Genomic DNA, 16,413 nt, shown 5'->3' with positions numbered 1-16,413 from the left:
AACCCAGATCTCAAAGGTCTGGGCGCAGAAGCCCGCGCCGTACCGCCTAAGCGGTCGGCGTCGGGAGTACGTCACCTCAGCCTCAGGGTAGGGATTGAAATCATAACCCCTCAACCCCTACCCTGACAAAAAGCACTTTTGTACTCAACCCATGATAAAATCCAACCCATGACAATGGGAAAACGCACCTCGGCAGCAGCCATAGAAGTCCGCTTACTGCGCGAAGGAATCTTAGAATCAACACACAAAGCCCAGGCTGCGGTTTGTGACAGCCGGGGACGGGTGCTGTCCGTTTCCGGTAACTCAGAGACCGCCACCTTTGTTCGTTCGTCTCTCAAACCCTTCCAAGCCCTAGCGGTTACCGGCAGTGGCACCTTAGAACGTTACGAACTGAGCGATCGCGACCTCGCCATCATTTGCAGTTCCCACAGAGGCACCATCGAACAAGCGCGACAGGCATTTAACGTCCTGTGGCGCTGCGATGTGGATACCACCGCCCTCCAGTGCCCGACCCCTCCTGGGAAAGAAAGCCCCCTACAGCACAACTGCTCTGGGAAACATGCCGGCATGCTCGCCGTGTGCAAGCAGCGCAACTTTCCCCTAGAAACCTATCTGCAGCGCAATCATCCAGTGCAGCGCTTGATTATCGGCAAAATCGCCGAATTGCTGCGGATGCCCGCCGAAGAGTTTATCTGCGTCCGCGACGACTGCGGCGCGCCCACCTACTTGATGGAATTGAAGCAGATGGCCACCTTGTACGCCCTGCTGTGTTCCGGAGACAACTTGGATATGGAGCGCATCGTGCGGGCGATGACGAATTACCCTTATTTAATCGCCGGCGAGGGAGAATTCGATACCGAACTGATGCGCTTGAGCGAGGGACAACTGGTGAGCAAAGGCGGTGCAGAAGGCGTCTTGTGCATTGGGCGCGAAGGGGAAGGCATGGGTTTGGCGATTAAAGTAATGGATGGTGCAAAACGCGCCAAATATGCCGTGGCGATTCATTTGCTCAAGCAATTGGGCTGGATCTCCCCCGCGATCGCCGAAAACCTCGCCGAAACTTATATCACCCTCAGTGACTTTAAGCGCCTCGATCCGATTGGCGAACTGTCAATGCTCTAGACAAACTTGGTGAAGCGTTAAGGGTTTATTCACACAAAAAAGAGGGGAAATAAAGTCAAAATGCTCCATCCCCAATAGACAATAAACCCTTAACCCTTCCCGAGTCTGGGGGGGATTTTTTTCGGCCAACAGATAAAAAATATCCGATAACAATCCACCGAATTTGGGATAAAACCGGAATTGAGAAAAGCCGACAGAGAGAAAAGAGAAAGCCATTAATCCATAGCAAACGCAGTATTTTCCTCCCTACCTCGTCACTTCAGAACCGAGAGCAACGAAACTATTAAAAACCGAGAGTAATGGCCCGGTTTGTTCCTGACCGTTCGTAGCCAAATCGCTATGACACAGAATCACGCGATCGCTGACCCGGCCCAGCAAATCCCGAACGATCCGGCGCAATCGATCCTCATCTGCAGCCATCTGCGCTTCCACACTCCACAAATCCCCAGACCACCCTTCGAGGAACAACGGAGCCGCGAATAAACTCGCCGCACCGCCACTCAACCACAGCGGCGAGCCAACATCCAGCCAAAACTGCCAACGATGAAACTGGCGCGCCGCGCGGTATTGGAAAATCGTGGCCAGGGTCACGCAACCGCGATCGCCCGCGAAGTGGCTCACCGGAAACGGATTAGCCGTCAGAGTGCCTTGGCGCAGAAGTTGAATGAATTGACCCACCGTCACATATTCCGGCGCATCATGTTCCCCGCCATCGCGCAGGCGGAGGTCCACTTCCCAGTAATGTTGCGCCGTTTCGATTAATTCGCGCAGAGCGGCGATTTGGTCTGTGGGGAGAGCATTACCCGGCCACAAAAAGCGCTGAATTGCGCGATCGAGAACCACTAGAGGGCTAGGGATCGAACCGGCTTCAAGCTGCGATCGCTGCTGTTCGATCCACTGTAAAATCCCTTGATAAGCCGCCGTCGCCCGATATCCCAGACGATCCCATCGCGGGAATGCACTCACCGGCAAAACCCGGGGATTTTCCGGTGCTGGAGAATAGCAGTGATCCACCAACAATCCCGCCCGTACCGGGTCGATAGGCGGCAATTGCGCGCCATACACTGGCGATGCGGAAGGTTGATGCAAATACTGGAGAAAATTCCCCTCCGCGCCCTCCTCTTCTTGGGTTAGATCTGCAAACGGATAATTCGGGTGAGCCTCGTCAGTGTCGCCCCCTGCGCCACTGAGCACCACCAACATTTCCGCCACACTTTCGCGGTCTACCAGACGGCCCAAACCCGGGTAAACCAGCGCGAGGAGGGTGAGCAAAGCGCGGATCGAGCTCACGCTGATGAGCGGGCGTTGCTCGTGCAGGGACTGGACCGGGATGCCTTTAGCGATCAGGATGTCGCGCAGGGTATAGCGCGCGATCGCATCCAAACCCGGGGCGATCGCCACCACATCTTGCGGTTCCACCTCGCCGCGATGAATTGCCCCCGCGATCGCCTCTGCAGTTTCGCGCAAAAGCTGCCCCCGCGAAGTGGTTTGAATCCATCCCACACAGCGGCCAAATTCTGCCTCATTCAATTCTCCCAGAAAAACCGTCGGCTCTTCGAGGAGTTCCAACATCATCTCTCCCAACTGAGAGGGGAAACCCTTGGGGGAGGTCAAATATTCCTGGCGACAGCGACGCGCCAACCGCTTCATCGCATCGGGATCCGCCCCCAATCCCAGTCGCACCGCACCTTGGGGATTATACGTAAAGACCCCCGCCACCCCGGCATCCAGAAGGATTTCAAACAAATCCGCCGCGATTTTGGGATATTCATCCACATCATCGGCGAGAATGCCCTGGTAGCGATCGATTAACTGACTGCGGTAGGTGGGATGGGGCAATAAATGCCGCCAATAGAGTTCCGTAATGATGCCATAGGTGAGCAAACCCCGTTCCAGGCACCACCTGCGCCAGCGTTGCAGCAGTTCCCCCATGCAGTGCCACAAACTGGGGGAACCTTGTTCTTCGGGGATTCCTTGTTTTAAAATAACCGGGGTATCTTCCAGGGGGATGCCACTAAAGGCGGCGAGTTGCAGCAGGTCCAAGGTGCGGCGAACCATGCGATATTCGCTGACGCCCACCGCACGCAATTCTCCGCTGTCTAATTCCGGTTGCCACACTCGGGTGGCGAGTTCCTGTTCGGTTTCCGGGCGCACCCGCAGGGGAAATTGGGCGCTGAGATTGAGTGTTTGGATGAGTAAGGGCCAGTAGAGAATTACTTCATTTTGGAAGAATGCCAGGGGGGTGGTGGACTGCACCGGATATTCTCCGTCAGTGGCGGCACTGAGGCGATCGGTCAGTTCGATCCGGTTATCGCCAGTGGCGGCAAAAACCAACAGGGGGGGTGTGGCTTGTTTTGCCCCTAACTCTTTAGTGGTCCGGTTCTCTCCGTTGCTGGGGCGCAAACCGAGTTGCACCCAGTGGCAGAACTGTTGCACCAATGCAAGACTCTTGCCACTGCGGGTTTCTCCTTCTATCCAAATCGACTCCAATTTCACCGCTAATCCTCAACCAAATTTGTTAATATACTACAATCTGCTTGCAGGGGTGCTGATTTTCATTATTGCCCTTTCTCCTGAAGATTTTTGCACTCTCCAAGGCCAGGGAGGATCTCACTCCAGCACAGCGCTTTCCCCGGGGCAAGCGATCGGCTGATGGGAACCATTCGGGCGGTTCCAGTGTTGCCATTATTCCCCGCCTTTGTCCGAGAAGGGAATGTCACTTTCGGTGTGGGGAGATGTTTTCGATATCGATTTGTGCATTGAACGGGTCAGCCAAAATTTTCCATTGATTTTATCCAAAATTGCAACGTTTTTTCGATAAATCGGCCATGAAAAAACAGAATTCCGGGAACAGAAAAGGATTTTTTCGCGCTGCACGACGGTGGTTTTTAGAAACTCCGGAGCGCTCGCTAAATCTTGCATACAAGGCCGCTATCGAGATTCGAGAAATCGAGAAAAAGCATTTTAACGGCAAGTGTATTTCACCGAAAAATTCTCCTTATGGGGAGAGTGTTTATGCATTATATGAATCGGATTTAAGTCGAAATTTAAGTATTATTAAGTTACGTTTGAGAGAGTTTAGGAATAGTCGTTCCTTTATCGAGATTTACAAACAGTCCCGGTTTGGGGAAGAGTCATCCTCTTCCTCCAAAGGCGATCGCACCCTGCCCGAGGGCGTTGGACTCTCGCGCGAGCAACAGTCAATGATTTTAGATCGGCTAAACTTCATTGATGAAATTACCTCGAAATACCGGAACAAAAGTCCGATTCCCACCACTGCAGTCTCGCGATCGCCAGTGGAAGAATCTGCATCCCGAGAGGATTCATCCTCCGACTCAGCTCCCTTATTGCCATCGGTGACCAAAACCTATGGTATCGAACCTAAAAATCGAGGGCCGTTGAAACCGAAGAACAAAACCGAACCTCGGGTGGATGTGGATACCGATAAGGAACTGGGAAATCAAGGGAATAACAGGAAAGAATTAGGGTCTTTAGCGGATCAAACTAGTTTTTTGCCCCGATCGATTTTAAGAACCCTCGATCGCCTGAAACGAGAACTGGATCCAAAAGCGGAAGAAGAAGTCGTTCAAGAATTCCGCAGCTCGAAAACCAAAACCATTGTTTCGCTGAAGTTCATTTTACTGCTGATACTCATTCCCCTGCTGACCCAACAGGTGGCGAAAAACTTTATCGTCGGGCCGATTTACGATAGCGTGGTGGGCGATCGAGCGGAAATTTTCCTCAACGTGGATATGAAAGAAGAAGCGTTGATAGAATTAAATCACTTTCACGAACGGCTCGAATTCGAGCAGATGATTGCTCAAACTATTGAAGAATTACCGGAAGAAGAAAAAGAAGAACTGAACTTTATCGGTAAAATTCCGCATCATCTTTCTGAGGAAGAAATCCACCACGAACTCCAACACAAAGCGATTGAAATTGCCGAAGAATACAGTCGGCAAAGTTCCAACGCAGTTAAAAACATTTTTTCAGACATTTTTTCGTTTTTGGCCTTTGGCGTGGTAATTTACAACAGCAAGCGAGAAATCCAAAACGTTAAATCGTTTATGGATGATATTGTTTACGGACTCAGTGACAGTGCCAAGGCATTTATTATTATCTTGTTTACGGATATCTTCGTGGGATTCCACTCCCCGCATGGGTGGGAAATTATTCTCGAAGGGATTTCTCGCCATTTAGGTTTACCCGAAAGCCGGGAATTTATCTTCCTGTTTATTGCCACCTTTCCCGTGATTTTGGATACGGTGTTTAAGTATTGGATTTTCCGCTACTTAAATCGCATTTCGCCTTCTGCGGTTGCCACCTATCGCAACATGAACGAGTAGGATTTACCGGAGAAGGAAAGGGGGTTTTGTTCATTTTGAGGGTTGAATTCTGGGAGAGCGCGGACGGCAAGGGGTTCCCATGCAAACTTGTCCTGCGGGCATATTGCTAAAGACACTGCTGCGGGCAGCGATAAAGGCATTTGCGCCGATTTTGACTCCCGGACCGATAAAACAATCGGCGGCAATCCAAGCGCCATTGCCGATAAAGATGGGGGAAGTTTGCAAGCCAAAAGCGGGGTCTTGGCGGTCGTGGTTGCCGGTACAGAGGTAGGTATTTTGGGAAATAGCGCAGTGTTGGCCGACGCAGATGCGATCGAGACTGTAGAAGACCACATCATCGCCGATCCAGCTATAGTCACCGATTTCGACTTTCCAGGGATAGGTAAAGCGGGCGGTGGGGCGGATGAGAACTCCCGTACCGATCCGAGCGCCGAACAGACGCAGCAACTGGCGACGGAACCCATGAGCGAAGTGGGGGCTTAAGGGGAAAGCGATCGCTTGGACGAACCACCAGAAGAGGATAAAGCCACCGGAGCGACCGCGATCGAACCAGGATTGGTCGTATTGGCGTAAATCCACCATTGGGGGGGAATCCAGGGCCGGATCCGGGGCAGTGGGGGCGCGATCGCCGCCACTAGCGGAGTGCGACTCAGGGGTTTGTGCCGAGGTTGAGGATGGAGCAGAACTCGGATCGGGAACAGAAGGCGTCATGGTTTGGGAAACAGAAAAAACATCGAGAAAACAAACAACCCGATTCAACTGTAAAGCGGGTTAATTGGCGGTGAGTTAATTTTGAACTTCTGTGACTTCAGGCACTTTAGTCGGTTGTGAATTAGCGGTGGGAAATTGCTGATTTAGCTGACCGCCAAACTTCCGCAATTCATAAAGTTTTACCCCAATTTGGTACTCGTACTGGCTCAACAGCCGCCCGTAAATGTAACCGGCTTTTCCATCCAGGAATCCGAGTTTGATGATATAGAACCAAATAAACCGCAAGAGGGGTCTAAAGGGGAGGCGCACCCAGACTTTTTTAATAAACCGCTTGCGCTGAACCGGGTCGCCAAAGAAGTTAGAGCCGATGGTGCCGGCTTCGTCGCGACCTTCCAGGAGATTGTAATAAACGCGAGCTTCCCAATTGGAGTAGCGATTGTGACGTTCTAGCCATTGGTAGATATCGCGAAAGTCTTCGTGGAGAATGTCATGGTTGAGGTAGCCGGCGGGACGTTCTAGGATAACATGTTCGTGAACTTCGTTATCGCCGGTGTTGGGGACTTCTTCCGTGCCCAAATTTTCGTAGCGACCTTTTTGATGGCGAAATAAGCGCAGGTTCCAGTCTGGATATTTGCCGCCGAAGCGAATCCATTGTCCGAGGAAGAAGACTTTGCGGTTGATGTAGTAGCCATCGTAGTTTGGATTTGAAATGGCTGAGGCCATTTCATCCCAAAGTTCGGTGGGAATGCGCTCGTCACAATCGAGGATCAAGACCCATTCATTGCGAAAGGGGAGGTTTTCCAACGACCAATTTTTCTTTTTTGGCCATCGACCGTTAAAGTGGAATTGAACGACTTTAGCGCCGAAACTTTCGGAAATTTCCACCGTGCGATCGCTACTTTGCGAATCTACCACGAACACTTCATCGGCTCGCTTGACACTAGCAAGACAAGCCGGCAGGTTGGTTTCTTCGTTTTTCGCCGGAATGAGCACGGAGATGGGAACTTGTGCGGGTGTCGAGGTCATAATAATTAGCTTTCAACCAACAGAAGGAGGAAATTTGAGCATGTATGTTGGGAGCGATCGCTTCGGGGAGTCGCTGTCTTTTCCCCAAGGGTTGTTGACACTGCTGAAGCATCGAAACAAATCGCCAACCCAAAAGACTTTCTCATCGGTTATGCTTCTTATCCTAGCCTGTGGCTCATGTAGATGCACATCCAATGAAGTTTCCCCATCAATCCCTCGAGCCTTTCGTCGGTATGTGTTTTCATACAGGATCGGCATTTTCAGGCTTTGGTGCATCCAGGGGGGCGGGTTGCGGTGTTGGCGACCCCAGTACCATCCCGCGTACAGAAGCCGTCAAATAGCCGATTTGTCCGTAAGCGTACACCAAGTTATCGAAACTTTGCGCCGGATCGCTGAGGTATTTCACCGATTTGTAGAGGCCGCGCAGGAATTTTTCGCCGCCGCGAGGGAGTTGCCCCCAACCGGCCTCTCCGGTGAGGTGTTCGCGGTAACACTCGCTGATCCCTTGCCACCAGCCGCGATTTAAAAACCAGCTTTTGGTGACTCGTTCGGGAAAAACTTGGTGGGACACTAAGGCATCGGGGAGATAGGCTACCTGCCACCCGGATTTGAGAACCAGTTCGGTCATGTAAAGGTCTCCGTTAGATAACAGGTTTTTGCCGGCGCGATCGAGTTTGACATCAAAGCCGCCAACCTGTTCGTAAACGGTGCGGCGAATGGCATAATTTAACCCTCTCGGAGTCAGTCCGGGGCGGTCGATATAGAACAGTTCGTCGCCGAGGTCATAGGCTCCCAGATTTTCGGCTAACCCTGGTGAAAGCCAGGGGGGCGCGGTGACGCCAGAGGGCCACAACAATTCGATTTTTCCGCCGGCAACCCCGAGGCGATCGTTGGCTTGAAAGGCATCATAAATGACCTGGAGCCAGTGGGGGGTAGCGAGGGCATCGTCGTCGAGATACGCAATAATCGGCGATTGAGAGTTTCTCGCCCCAGTGTTGCGAGCGACATTCAGTCCGAGGGTGGGTTCGTAGAGGTATTTGAGACGCGCATCGCACTGGCGTTCGGCGACCACAGATTTGGTGCGATCGCTCGAGGCATTATCGACGACGATCGCTTCAAAATCCGCAAAGTCCTGCTGCAGGAGGCTGTCAATGGCTCCGCCCAAATAGTTGGCTCGATTGTGGGTACAGATAATTACAGAGATTTTAGGGTCTGGCATGGATTTAGGCTCCACTGGCTGGAAGATAGGGTGAGGATTTAGGCGTGAGGAGTTACCCAGACCCCGCACAACCGCAAGGTAAATTGGCGTGGATTCTGGTTCAAGGCGACCTCGAATGCACATCCAGGGATCTTTGCCCTGGAGGAAGGTGACGAGTTAGGCTTACGGTATGCCTTTCGGTTTCCTCCTGCTCTGTGACAAGTTCTAACATTAATATTTCTGATTTGTCAGCTATTGCGTTCCGCTTGTTGAATTTGTGCGATCGCATCTGAGGTTTTACATTGGGAAGCGCGATCGCCACCCTTGGAGAAGAAAATGAGTGCAAAGCAAGTTGTATTGGTTACAGGTCCGGCACGATCGGGCAAAAGTGAATGGGCGGAAATGCTGGCAGAACAAATGGCTCAACCGACGATCTATGTGGCAACGGCGCGGGTTGACCCCTCGGATGCGGAGTGGGTGGCGCGGATCGAGCGTCATCGGATGCGCCGCATGAGTTCTTGGAAAACGATGGAAGTGCCCACTGAGTTGGCGCAGACGATTCAATCTGCCCCACCGAACTATTGTTTGCTGGTGGATTCTTTGGGTACCTGGGTGGCGAATTTACTCGATTGCGATCGCCCCACTTGGGATGAGATTGAGCGCGGGTTGCTCAGTAGTTTGCACGATTCCACGGCGGATGCGGTGATTTTTGTGGCGGAGGAAACCGGCTGGGGAGTGGTGCCGGCATATCCGATGGGTCGTCTGTTTCGCGATCGCCTGGGCACTTTGGTGCGTCGCTTGGGGGCGATCGCTCACCCCGTCTATCTCGTCACTGGCGGTCACGTTTTGAATTTAAGCCGTCTCGGTTCCCCTTTACCTCCGGGCAATCCAGAGTCGGAAGATTCCCTCCCCGAGTGAAAGTGAAGCGGTTTGACAGTGCCTCGTCCGCTGGAAATTTTAATATTTTTTTTAATACTTGTCGGTTTAACGCAAATCCTGTTGCGATCCTCAATCCGGGGCGATCGCATTTTCTTCGCCACGGGGAGTTTTTCTACGCTAGTATTATGGGATGCGATGGTTTCTTGACATTTGGGACTCGTGCGGGAGGGAGAACACAGCAGGGAAGCGATCGCCTCTACCCGCGCCGATGCAAAGGGGTAAGGTCAGCCAAAAATATATCGGCTGTGGGATGCGGCTGCCGGAGCATTTCAATTAAACTAGAAGAAGAATTCGGATGTAAATTTAAAAAAATCTCTAAAATAATGAGTCACATTTTGGCTCAGATCCGTTCAGCAGAAATCATTTAGGAAACAACTTTATGGCATCAGAAAAAGACGTCAGAAAATATCTCGCGTATTGGTTTCAATTAGGCAAGCAAGTGGTAGTCCCGCGTACCGGGGAAAAACTTCTGCCCAACCCAGTTTTTAGAGGATTTCGGTATAGTCCAGAATTTGAAGAGTGTTGGCAAAAAATTATCTCCTCCAACAGAAGGGATTGTTATGTAGAGGGCACGGATGAAACCATTGGAGAACTGCTGACCTCAAAGTGGGAACTGATTTTGTGCGGTCGATGCGCCATGCCGATTCCGGCGCGGACAAAAGGAATGCCGCCAGAGCAGTGTCCCTGTAGCGATTTACCGAATTGGCCGAATACAGAAGTGCCAGCGCCGCGATCGCCCGTAGACACGCAAAGCCATCTCAATTCGATTCGTAGGCGTTTGAGCGAAGTGGAGGAGGAGTCGGAAACCCAAAGTCATGTCCCTACCCCATCCCCGGATATGCCCCATGAAATATTGAATTTTCCGCCTTGTGCCTGTCCCCTGCATCAGCATGCGGCGAATCAGTAATTGAATGGCGGTGGATTAATGAGAACTGCCCACCGCTTCCGGCGATCGCGATCGGTGTCGTTCGATTTCTAAGGTCAAGAAATCAGAGGCCATTTGCGTGTTGGGAAAAATCGCCCGCGCTTCTGCTTGCAAATCCTCCAGTTGGATATTGTTTCCCGGGGCATAGCGCGGGCTAAAATGGGTCATCATTAATTGCTTGACTTGCGCCGCTAAAGCCACTTGCGCCGCCATCGTGCTGGTGGAGTGCAACCGTTCGATGGCCATCTGCGCGTCTTGATGGGAAAAGGTGGCTTCGTGAATCAGCAGATCCGCATCCCGGGCCAGTTCCACGGCGGAGTCACAGTAAATCGTATCGGTACAGTAGGCCAATTTCCGCCCGGTTTCGGGAGGGGCGCATAACTCGGTGCCGCGAATCACTCGTCCATCAGCTAACGTCACGGTTTCGCCGCGTTTGAGCTTGCCATAGAGCGGGCCGGGAGGAATCCCCAGGGCGGTGGCTTTTTCCACATTAAAGCGTCCGGGACGGTTTTTTTCCTCGATGCGATAGCCAAATGCCGTGACGCGATGTTCTAAGCGCGCACATTTTACCACATACTCATCATTTTCAAACACAATTCCGGGGCGATTTTGATGGACTTTCAGAGGGTAAGAAAAATGAGTTTGCGAATATCGGCTGCAGGCTTGTAAATAATCTTTCAGACCGGGAGGGCCATAAATATCGATGCGATCGACATTGCCTGCCAGACCACAGCTTGCCAATAAACCCATCAAGCCAAAGATGTGGTCGCCATGCATGTGGGTGATAAAAATGCGAGCGATTTGACTAATTTTAATGTCGCTGCGAAGAATTTGATGTTGAGTGCCTTCGCCACAGTCAAACAGCCAGACCTCTGCCCGTTGGGGGAGACGGAGGGCGACACTGGACACATTGCGCGATCGCGTGGGGACTCCGGAACTGGTTCCTAAAAACGTAATCTGCATTTCGCGGGGGTTTACACTCAAATTCAACCAATTGCACGGGAAAAATCTTTCCACTTCCTTCAGACTCGGCGTAACTGGCGCGATCGCAATTTGTCCGTGCATTCTCGCCAGAAATTCACCCGGTTCTCACGGTAGTAGGGCGATGTCATCTGACTCAGTGGCCACAGCAGTGGAAAGCCCGAATCGGGACGCCTACTATCGTACCATAGCCGCTGGTTTTCCAAGACTCAGGCGTAAGCTGGTGAAAAATTGCTATAACTCTCGAGAAGCGCCGAGCGGTTTATCCTCTGCCGGAGAAATCGCGCGATCGGCTCGTAAACCCTGAGACTTCCTACGGACCTTGACTATGAAGTTGTTGTCCCAACTCCAACCCCTGTGGCAAAGCCGACGCTATGTATTGTTCGTGGCACTGCTGTGGCTGATGATGGTGGCACCGGCGCGCGCCGCGCTTCTATTGCGAATTGCCATTGAAGAAGATGTCAGTTCGGTGAAAGTGGGCAGTTCCACACCGGCGAGGGTCGCGAATGGAGCCGGTCGCCCCTTGGGAGAAATTGACGGCATGCAAGCATCTCTGGCCCGCGCTGGCGGTTCGCAAGTGAATCTCGGATCCTGGAAAGCGAACCGGATGACCATCGACCCCACGGGAGATGGTTTCGTTTATATCGGCGATCGCTGGTATCGCGGTCGCCTCGTCCTGGTGGCTACCCCGGAAGGACTGATCGCCATCAATGCGGTGAATTTGGAAGAATATCTCTACAGCGTCGTTGGTGCGGAAATGAGTCCGAGTTGGCCGGGTGAAGCCCTAAAAGCGCAAGCGGTTGCCGCCCGTACCTACGCCCTCTATCAGCGCCAAAATCGCGGGAATGACCTCTACGACCTGGGGGACGATACCTTCTGGCAAGTGTACAACGGGGTGGAAAAAGAAGCGTCCACCACCCATGCTGCCGTTCAAGCCACCGCCGGCCAAGCTCTGGTTCACAATGGTCAACTGATTGAAGCGGTCTACCATGCCTCTTCTGGAGGACATACGGAAAATGTGGAGGATGTGTGGACTCATCCTCGCCCCTATCTGCGTGGGGTGCCGGACTACGATTCCGGAACGCCGACTTACCAATGGACCGAAACCTTTTCCAGAAATGAACTCAGCGCCCGGATTTCTGGGGTGGGCAACGTGGTGTCAATGGAACCGGAAAGCACCACTCCCCACGGTAGAATCGTGACTATGCGCGTGGTGGGCGATGCGGGGGTGCGCTCGATCGCCGGCGAGTCTTTGCGTCAAGCCCTTAACCTGCGAAGCACTCGCTTTACGGTCTTGCCCGAATATGGTTCCTCCGCCAGTAAAAATAATCTTGCTTCTGCGCCGATTCAGTTTACAATCCAAGGCCGAGGATTCGGTCACGGGGTGGGCATGAGCCAGTGGGGCGCGTACAATCTCGCTCGTCGCGGCGTGAACTATCAGCAAATCTTGCTGCATTATTATCAAAATGCGAATTTGGCCAAAATTCGGGTGGAATAATTTCGCGATCGCACCGATTTTGTGCTTAAATTCTTACCCGGGCACCTCATTTTTTGCCCCGTTCAACCCTCGAGCTACAGGCATGAATGCCTCACCCTATCGAAAACCACATCAGGAGGAATCGCCGTGCAAAAGTGGGAATACCTCTTCGTTCGAGTTGATTACTTTGCCGGCGATCTCCGAGCGCAAAGTGCTTTCTGGAGAAGAGCTTCGCGATCGCAACATCAATCTGCCCCTGTACGAATACGCGAATAAAATCGGCGAAGAAGGCTGGGAATTGGTTAACCTCAACTTTAACCCGGCCTACGGTTATGGCTTTTTGACGTTCAAACGTCCGAAGTCTGGAACCGCCGATGAACCAACCGTGAAGGGGTGAAGGGTGAAGGGGTGAATTTTGACCTTTCATCCTTCATCCTTCAACCCATTTGCGCGTTAGTTCCCTTCTTCTAGCCGTCGTCGCCATTCGGCGTCAATTTGAGCCGATCGCTGACTTTCTTGCTCGATTAAGTCGGTTTCGGTGGTATAGGCAATATCTTCGCCACTGATTGTATTTTGAGCGGCAAACTGATTAGCGAAGGTCAGTTTTTTCTGTAATTCGCTGTCGGCTTGATTCAAGGCGATCGCCCGTTTTTGTCGCCGTTCGTTGCGCGCTTCAATTTTCTGGTTACGCCATTTAATCCAGAAATAACGCCCCAAGGGAACGGCGAGAAATGCAATGCCGTAACCAATTAACAACCAATAAATTGAGGCGGTAAAGGCGACTAATCCCCCAAGTTGGGAGGCCCCATCGCGCAGCAAATATCCTAAAAACAATCCTCCCACAATATTAACGCCGCCCAATCCTGCCGCTAAACTCAACTGACCGGAGGACGCTTCGCTAAATCGCCAGGGGGATTCGCGCAAATATGCCGCCACCGATTGCTGATTCTGCTGTTGGGCACTCACCTGTAATTCGGGAAAATGATACACGATTTGCCCGTCGGGACTAACCTCCGGACGCCCGTTAAATCGACTCAGCACCGGCAACATGTAGTCTTCAAATTCTTGGGAATAACCTTCCCCTAGTTCGTCCAAATACGGGGCAATTTGTTCGGCAACTACGGCACCTTTATTGTTGCGAATCGTGGTGGCGATCGCTTGCCAACGTCGTTCCTCTAAATTCGCATTCGGATTTCCATCCCCAAACAAAAACGAAAACACCGACTCCAAAAAATTCATCTTGTTTTCCGATGAACTAGACCGCCGATGTTGTCGTCGCTGCTGGTATCTGCCATAGTTCGGATCGAAAAACCAAAACAAATCCGGTCCCCACAAAAAACGTGGGAAAAATATGATGCTCCCACCACCCGAACGCCCGCCGCGATTGTTATTGTCTCGATTCACGGACGTCAAAATGATAAAAATGGTGGCAAAAATAATAAAAATTGACAGGAGCAAAATAATCCCAAACGAAATCCGAATCAGGTAAAATAACACCCGCCAAACCCGTTCCCACCACTCTTTTAGCCGCAGCCGCCAATACTTATTGCGAAGCACTGCTCTAAAATGCTTCGGAAACTGATAGAGGATATCCCCGGTTTGGGCAACCTGTAAATGACCCCCTGCTTCTGACGCTAACGCTAATAATTCTTTTTCGGCCACATTGACCTCTAAGCCCGCTTGAGCTGCCACGTCCCCAACAGTGACGCGATAATCCAGTTTCTCAACGGCTTGCATAATACTGGGATTTAGAGCCATGTCTTGCCCTCAATGAAAATGCTCTGTCTATTTATCAGTATAGAATTCCCGAGCGTTTCCGATTGACAATTGGTTATAACCACTCAAACAATTCTCAATTGTCAATTCTTCACCGACTGCCAGTGCTACCCTCAAATTAATCCCCCAGAAGGGATTTTATCGGGATAGGAGGAGATGGATGAAACGGACGATCGCGGCAAAATTGGCGCTAGGTGTCTCAGTAGCAACCGCAGCGTTACTCCCGCTTTCTATGGCTACACCTGTGGCAGCAGTGAATTCAGACCACGTGCTGCGATTATTGCGAACCAACGAATGCATGGGTTGCGACTTAATCGGGGCGGATTTGCGCGGGGCGGATCTGAGTGGGGCGAATCTGGTGGGGGCGGATTTGCGCGGGGCGGATCTGAGTGGGGCGAATCTGACTCGGGCAGATTTGAGCGGGGCGATTATCCGCTGGGCGAATTTATCCGGTGCGGATCTCAGCGAAGCGAAGCTGGTGCGTCCCCATTCGGAAACCGTGGGACGCTTGCGGATTACTTCGGTGCGGCCCAATCTGGTTGTGTCTCAACTGGAAAGTGCGGATTTGCGCGATGCTATCCTTACCGGGGCAAATCTCTATCGGGCGAATTTAACTGGCGCGAATTTGGTGCGCGCTGACCTATCGAGTGCCAACCTCACGCAAGCGGATCTCTCCCGGGCGAATTTGAATGCGGCGAATTTTACCGGGGCGAATCTGCGCGGTGCGGATTTAATCAGCAGCAAGCTCAACGGTGCGGAAATGCCCCTGGCGGATTTGAGTTTTACCAATTTGAGCGGGGCGTTGCTGATCAATGCGAATCTGCAAGGTGCGAGTCTGCGCGGCGCTGACTTGACGCGCATCGAACCGTTACCGAGTCAGTGTAAAGGAGTCGCCTGCGAAGCAACCCCAACCTATCTGGATTTTGCCAATCTTTCGCAAACCGACTTGCGTGGCGCTGACTTAACCGGTGCGAGTCTGCGCGGCGCGAATCTGACCGATGCGAATTTATATGGGACAAATCTGAATCAAGCGATGCTGGGTGAGGCGAATCTGCAAAATGCATATTTGAGAAATACCAATCTGGTGGATGCTCAACTGACGCAGACGATTATGCCCGATGGTCGGCGCAATTAATCGTCAGTGGCGATCGCAACCTTGGCCAGAGCGATGGTTTAGGGGGAATTGAGCGCATCAAGGGAGTTTCAACGCTGTGAGTGCTTCATTACCTCCGAAGTGCCCTGGATCTGGCTACCGGTTTGCCCTGGGCGATCCGTTTGGCTTTGAAAAGTTGGGTTTCATCGCGTTTTTTGATTGAGTTTTCCGTTGCGATCGCGAACTCTTCCGGGGTGCATTCAAACAACCGCAAGGCAGCCAGATATTTTTGTGGTGTCATGGTGGGTTTCGTGCGCCCCTTTTCCCAGTTGCGAACGCTGGTTGCGCTGACTCCTAGCCATGCGGCCACTTGTGTGCGGCTCAGTCCCGCACGCTCTCTGAGTGCTTTGATATCCATCTCTTTGAGAGGCTCCTTTGCCCGCTGATGTTAATAGTTTTAACAAAATTAGTGGACAGATTGATGTATTAAGGGTATTATCATTTTACTGCAAAAAAATCTGATGGCTCGCCACTCAAAAAAAGCGCGATCGCGATTCAAAAACCGGAAACCCAGGAGCCAAAGCTTTTGCCAATCTTAACTTTAAATTGCGATCGAACCCCCCGCCTTTGAGGCACTGCGGATGAAAAAAGCGGGTGGGGAGGGTTAATTATGCCAAGCGATCGCGAGTAGTTGCGGGGGTGGGAAAAAATGTATGGGGAAAGGCAAAGGTGCATGGAAAAATTGTCCGCGCCCTACGCCATCGATGGGGTGAAGCAGCAGTGGCGCTCATCTGGGGAGGTGCAAAGGGAAAATGAGGG

General features: G+C 51.9%; 14 protein-coding genes. 7 read left to right on the top strand and 7 right to left on the bottom strand.

Annotated elements, in window-relative coordinates:
• Nucleotides 1-168: 168 nt before the first annotated feature.
• Nucleotides 169-1,122: an asparaginase gene (locus AC0QH1_RS05695; protein WP_324629958.1), complete on the top strand. Its 954-nt coding sequence runs from the start codon at nucleotides 169-171 to the stop codon at nucleotides 1,120-1,122.
• Nucleotides 1,123-1,368: 246 nt separating this feature from the next.
• On the opposite strand, the gene AC0QH1_RS05690 is transcribed toward AC0QH1_RS05695, so the two are convergent.
• Nucleotides 1,369-3,618 carry a recombinase family protein gene (locus AC0QH1_RS05690; RefSeq protein ID WP_324629957.1) on the bottom strand — a complete coding sequence of 750 codons (2,250 nt, stop codon included), beginning with the start codon at nucleotides 3,616-3,618 and terminating at the stop codon, nucleotides 1,369-1,371.
• A gap of 332 nt (nucleotides 3,619-3,950) precedes the next feature.
• On the opposite strand from AC0QH1_RS05690, the gene AC0QH1_RS05685 reads away from it, so the two are divergent.
• Entirely contained in the window at nucleotides 3,951-5,468 is a 1,518-nt protein-coding gene (locus AC0QH1_RS05685; RefSeq protein WP_324629956.1) for a proton extrusion protein PcxA, read from the top strand.
• 30 nt (nucleotides 5,469-5,498) lie between these two features.
• On the opposite strand, the gene hpsU is transcribed toward AC0QH1_RS05685, so the two are convergent.
• The 3 genes from hpsU to AC0QH1_RS05670 all read right to left on the bottom strand — a co-directional run bounded on the left by hpsU (nucleotide 5,499) and on the right by AC0QH1_RS05670 (nucleotide 8,424).
• Nucleotides 5,499-6,050 (bottom strand): hormogonium polysaccharide biosynthesis acetyltransferase HpsU, encoded by a 552-nt coding sequence (gene hpsU / locus AC0QH1_RS05680; protein ID WP_324629960.1) that lies wholly within the window; start codon nucleotides 6,048-6,050, stop codon nucleotides 5,499-5,501.
• 204 nt (nucleotides 6,051-6,254) lie between these two features.
• Nucleotides 6,255-7,205: a glycosyltransferase family 2 protein gene (locus AC0QH1_RS05675; protein ID WP_324629955.1), complete on the bottom strand. Its 951-nt coding sequence runs from the start codon at nucleotides 7,203-7,205 to the stop codon at nucleotides 6,255-6,257.
• 241 nt (nucleotides 7,206-7,446) lie between these two features.
• On the bottom strand, nucleotides 7,447-8,424 hold the full coding sequence (locus AC0QH1_RS05670) for a glycosyltransferase family 2 protein (protein WP_324629954.1): 978 nt from the start codon (nucleotides 8,422-8,424) through the stop codon (nucleotides 7,447-7,449).
• 315 nt (nucleotides 8,425-8,739) lie between these two features.
• Here AC0QH1_RS05670 and cobU point away from each other — a divergent pair, with 315 nt between their 5' ends.
• Both cobU and AC0QH1_RS05660 read left to right on the top strand, forming a co-directional pair.
• Complete coding sequence (gene cobU / locus AC0QH1_RS05665; protein WP_324629953.1) at nucleotides 8,740-9,321, top strand: bifunctional adenosylcobinamide kinase/adenosylcobinamide-phosphate guanylyltransferase; 582 nt, start codon at nucleotides 8,740-8,742, stop codon at nucleotides 9,319-9,321.
• A gap of 400 nt (nucleotides 9,322-9,721) precedes the next feature.
• Nucleotides 9,722-10,249 carry a hypothetical protein gene (locus AC0QH1_RS05660; RefSeq protein WP_324629952.1) on the top strand — a complete coding sequence of 176 codons (528 nt, stop codon included), beginning with the start codon at nucleotides 9,722-9,724 and terminating at the stop codon, nucleotides 10,247-10,249.
• A gap of 15 nt (nucleotides 10,250-10,264) precedes the next feature.
• Here the strand turns inward: AC0QH1_RS05660 and AC0QH1_RS05655 are convergent, their stop codons facing one another.
• The gene (locus tag AC0QH1_RS05655; RefSeq protein ID WP_324629959.1) at nucleotides 10,265-11,230 is read right to left on the bottom strand and encodes a ribonuclease Z; all 966 of its coding nucleotides are present in this window, start codon (nucleotides 11,228-11,230) and stop codon (nucleotides 10,265-10,267) included.
• 346 nt (nucleotides 11,231-11,576) lie between these two features.
• Between AC0QH1_RS05655 and AC0QH1_RS05650 the strand changes: the two genes are divergently transcribed.
• Both AC0QH1_RS05650 and AC0QH1_RS05645 read left to right on the top strand, forming a co-directional pair.
• Nucleotides 11,577-12,746 carry a SpoIID/LytB domain-containing protein gene (locus AC0QH1_RS05650; protein ID WP_324629950.1) on the top strand — a complete coding sequence of 390 codons (1,170 nt, stop codon included), beginning with the start codon at nucleotides 11,577-11,579 and terminating at the stop codon, nucleotides 12,744-12,746.
• 82 nt (nucleotides 12,747-12,828) lie between these two features.
• Nucleotides 12,829-13,122: a hypothetical protein gene (locus tag AC0QH1_RS05645; RefSeq protein WP_324629949.1), complete on the top strand. Its 294-nt coding sequence runs from the start codon at nucleotides 12,829-12,831 to the stop codon at nucleotides 13,120-13,122.
• A gap of 56 nt (nucleotides 13,123-13,178) precedes the next feature.
• On the opposite strand, the gene AC0QH1_RS05640 is transcribed toward AC0QH1_RS05645, so the two are convergent.
• Nucleotides 13,179-14,483, bottom strand: coding sequence for a hypothetical protein (locus tag AC0QH1_RS05640; RefSeq protein WP_324629948.1), 1,305 nt, complete (start codon nucleotides 14,481-14,483; stop codon nucleotides 13,179-13,181).
• A gap of 178 nt (nucleotides 14,484-14,661) precedes the next feature.
• On the opposite strand from AC0QH1_RS05640, the gene AC0QH1_RS05635 reads away from it, so the two are divergent.
• On the top strand, nucleotides 14,662-15,636 hold the full coding sequence (locus tag AC0QH1_RS05635) for a pentapeptide repeat-containing protein (RefSeq protein ID WP_324629946.1): 975 nt from the start codon (nucleotides 14,662-14,664) through the stop codon (nucleotides 15,634-15,636).
• A gap of 88 nt (nucleotides 15,637-15,724) precedes the next feature.
• On the opposite strand, the gene AC0QH1_RS05630 is transcribed toward AC0QH1_RS05635, so the two are convergent.
• Complete coding sequence (locus tag AC0QH1_RS05630) at nucleotides 15,725-16,012, bottom strand: helix-turn-helix domain-containing protein (RefSeq protein WP_324629945.1); 288 nt, start codon at nucleotides 16,010-16,012, stop codon at nucleotides 15,725-15,727.
• Nucleotides 16,013-16,413: the final 401 nt, after the last annotated feature.

It is taken from the genome of Phormidium sp. CCY1219, assembly GCF_055795085.1.
Note: the sequence above shows the minus strand (reverse complement) of the source record. Positions and strands in the feature narration are given on the sequence as shown.